General features: G+C 66.0%; 4 protein-coding genes. All 4 read right to left on the reverse strand.

Translation table 11 applies throughout. From position 1 onward, the window contains the following. Nucleotides 1-108 precede the first annotated feature (108 nt). From ACIBG0_RS42150 to ACIBG0_RS42165, 4 genes are read right to left on the reverse strand one after another with little or no spacing between them, the layout of a single operon-like run. A complete protein-coding gene (locus tag ACIBG0_RS42150; protein ID WP_397041263.1) occupies nucleotides 109-789 on the reverse strand; it encodes a tyrosine-type recombinase/integrase in 681 nt (226 codons plus the stop codon). Next, the gene (locus ACIBG0_RS42155) at nucleotides 786-1,091 is read right to left on the reverse strand and encodes a site-specific integrase (RefSeq protein ID WP_397041264.1); all 306 of its coding nucleotides are present in this window, start codon (nucleotides 1,089-1,091) and stop codon (nucleotides 786-788) included. The genes ACIBG0_RS42150 and ACIBG0_RS42155 overlap by 4 nt, the downstream gene beginning before the upstream one ends. Beyond that, nucleotides 1,088-2,026 carry a tyrosine-type recombinase/integrase gene (locus tag ACIBG0_RS42160; protein ID WP_397041267.1) on the reverse strand — a complete coding sequence of 313 codons (939 nt, stop codon included), beginning with the start codon at nucleotides 2,024-2,026 and terminating at the stop codon, nucleotides 1,088-1,090. Before ACIBG0_RS42160 ends, ACIBG0_RS42155 begins: the two co-directional genes overlap by 4 nt. Further along, nucleotides 2,023-3,234 (reverse strand): site-specific integrase, encoded by a 1,212-nt coding sequence (locus ACIBG0_RS42165; protein ID WP_397041268.1) that lies wholly within the window; start codon nucleotides 3,232-3,234, stop codon nucleotides 2,023-2,025. Before ACIBG0_RS42165 ends, ACIBG0_RS42160 begins: the two co-directional genes overlap by 4 nt. Between the last annotated feature and the right edge of the window lie 168 nt (nucleotides 3,235-3,402).

A 3,402-nucleotide genomic window follows, 5' to 3' on the forward strand; every position in this document is an offset into this window, starting at 1 on the left:
GTGGACTTATCCCGAACCGGGGATTATCCCGATGTCTGGCGGGTTTGACGTGGGAGTGGTTGTGCGGTGGTGTTTTTCGGGTCTGTGGCGTTGTCGGTATCGGAATATTCAGAGGCTCTCCAGGAAGGCGAGTAGGTCGTCGGGTGGCTGGTAGCGGCCGGGCTTGGAGGTGGGTGATGTGGTGCGGGCCAGGGCGCGTTCCTTGATCGCCATGTCGGCGTGCAGGTAGGCGGTGGTGGAACGGGGGTCGGCGTGGCCCAACCAGAGCGCGATGACCGTCGAGTCGACTCCGCTGCGGAGCAGATTCATCGCGCAGGAATGACGGAGGGTGTGTGGTGAGATCTTCTTGCCTTCCAAGGACGAACAGTGCTGGCGGGCAATGGTTTTGCAGAGTTTGAGTCGCGCTTCGACGCCGTCGTCGCTGAGGCGGCGGCCGGTGCGGGTGGGGAAGGCGGGCTCGTCGGGGCTGCCGTGTCGTTCTCGAAGCCAGACGCGCAGGACAGCGGTGGTGGCCGGGGTCAGCGGGACGCAGCGTTGTTTGCGGCCTTTCCCGCGGCAGCGCACGTGTGCGCCGGACCCGAGTTCGATGTCGCCGCAGTTGAGCCCGGTCAGCTCCGACAGCCGCAGCCCGGTCTGGACGGCCAGCAGCAGTAGAGCGTGGTCACGGCGACCTTCCCAGCGTGAGCGGTCGGGCGCGGCAAGCAGAGCGTCGATCTCCTCGGGCTGCAGAAATGAGACGACTGTCTTGTCGAAGCGTTTCTGCGGGATAGCGAGCACCTGCTGGATCAACTCGGCATGTTCGGGGTGGCGCAGTGCCGCGAACCGGAACAGTGACCGCAGGGCCGCGTGTTGCGGCTGCGGGCGCTGTTGTGGCGACCGGTTTCGAGGTGCTGTAGGAACAACGAAATCACCTCGGCATCGAGGTCTTTCCAGTCCAATGCCGAGGGGGTTTTGCCGGTGCGATCGCAGACGAACCGCAGCAGCAGCTGGAAGGTGGTGCGGTAGGAGGTGATCGTGGCCGGGCTGGCTTGGCGCTGGTTGACCAGCCGCTCGAGGAAGAACAACTGCAGAGTCGGGGCGAGCAGAGTCATCGACGGGGTCCTTCCTCGTGCCGGTTCTGCAGTCGTTCGGCGGCCAGGGACAGCAATTTCGGTGCGGCGGACAGATACCAGTAGGTGTAGATCGGTGCGCGGTGACCCATGTAGGTCGACAGTCGCGGCAGTAACGCCGCGACATCGTCGCCGCTGCGATACCAGCGCACGAGTGTGTGCACCGCGAACGAATGACGCAGGTCGTGGATGCGCGGGCGAACCGACGAGCCGGAACCGACATGTGAGGTTTCCACCAGCCGCCGGAACAGCAGGCCGAAGTTGGCGTAGATCATCGCGGTTCCCTTCCTGGAGAGGAAGAACTTCCGGCTCACCGGCTGCGGCACGTGCTCGTCGCGAATCGCGGCATAGGCGGCCAACGCGGCCGCCGCGGTGGGATCGAGTAACACTTCGCGGGTCTTGGTGAATTTCGATGCGCGCACGATCAGCACGCCCTCGGCGCAGCCGACATCGTCACGGTCGAGAACAATGGCTTCTCCCACCCGGATTCCGGTGCAGGCCAGCAGCCCGATCATTGTCTCGGCCGTCGCCCTGCGCAGCGGGGATGGCACCACCACCGGCACCGCGTGCAGCAGGGCCTGGATGTCTTCGGAGGAGTAGATGAACGGCGGATTCCAGCGCTGCCGGTGAATCACCAGGCCCAGCGGGGGGATCTCGGTGGCCGGGTCGATGCCCGACATATAGCGGGCGAACCCGCGCACCACCGTCATCCGGCGCGACCAGATCGAACTGGCCGGGCCGACGTCGCGGCGCCGAACCCAGTCCAGGGCAACGGCAGTGGTGATCGTGGTGGCTCCAGCCGCATCGAGATGATCGACGAAACGCGGCAACAGCCGGTGCGCCTCGGCCAGCTCGTGGCCCAGCGCCCGACGCAACTGGAGATAATCGGCGGCGTGAGCGGCGAAGTCGGTGCTCATGATCGCGCCTGCGGCCAGGATTGCACGACCGCGGCCAGCGCGATGCGGTCGATCTTGGCGTAGTCGGAAGTCGTGCCCAGATCCGAGTGCCGCAGCACCTGCGCGATCTCGACCAAACTCACTCCCTGATGCAGCATTTCGGTGGCCAGCCCGTGGCGCAGCCGGTGCCCGCCGACCGGGCTCACCCCGGCGCGGAGGCAGGCCCGGTAAACGATCCTGGGGATGCTGCTGGGATGGATCGGCCGTGGCGGCGCATACAACGTCAAGATCACCTCCGGGCAACCGCAGCGAGGCCGGCCGTTGCGCAGATACTCCGCGACAGCTGCACCCACCTGACTCGGCAACGGGAGTCGATCCAGCCGGCGCGCTTTGCCGCGCACCGCGATTTCCCCGCGCCGCCAGTCGATATCACCGAGTTGCAGGGCTGCGACCTCGCCGCTGCGCAATCCCAACCGGGCCAGCAGAGTCAATACCGCGTAGTCACGGCGCCCGCTCGTCGTCGACCGATCACAGCTGTCGAGCACCGCGTCGACCTCGTCGGCACTCGGGCCGCTGGGCAGCCGGGTGCCCCGCCACGCCGCGACCGGCGGCATCGCCGAGCCGAGATCGACATCGAGCCGGCGCCGCAGATAGAGGAACCGCAGCAGCGCGCGTAGGTCGGCGGCCTCTCGTTTCGCCGACTCCACCACCAACCGGGCACCGGCCGCCAGCAGATAGGCGTTGACCTCCCCGCCGGTCAGGTCCTCGTCGCCGACATCGCAACCCAGCTGCGAAGACCGCTGCGCCAGAAACCGTTTCGCGAACCGCTCGTATCGCAACACCGTGGTCGGCGCCAGGCCGCGTTCCTCGAACAAATGCTGACGATAATCGATCAGCAACCGATCCCGTGCGGTCACCGCCACCGGCACCACGGCTGCGATCACACCCCGGTCCGCCAGAGACGACAGCAACACCGCCGCGGTCGCCATCGTCGGAACCCGGCGCTGACCCTGACCACGAGCAGCGGCGAAGAACTGCTCGACCACCGCTTGCGTGAGATCCTGCGCAGCCACATCAGCACTGGCCATCCACCGATTCAACTGGCCCATCAACCTCAAATGCTGGGCAATCGCAGTGGGCTTGTTACCCCGCAGCTCCAGCTCACGCTTGAACCCGGCAGCGAACCCCACCAGCGGACCTCCATCGGCTACCCACCTGGTCGTTCCCATCGTTGCTCCTCTCCGACGCGGAGACACCCTGCCTCCACAACCAAAGAGTGCGACGCCCGAACTTACACCGAGTGACAAACCAGCAACCCGAACCAATCACCCAGTGCTACAACCACTCCCACGTCAATCCCGCCAGACATCGGGATAATCCCCGGTTCGGGATAAGTC

This window comes from Nocardia sp. NPDC050630, from assembly GCF_044457245.1.
In the GTDB taxonomy this organism is placed as follows: domain Bacteria; phylum Actinomycetota; class Actinomycetes; order Mycobacteriales; family Mycobacteriaceae; genus Nocardia.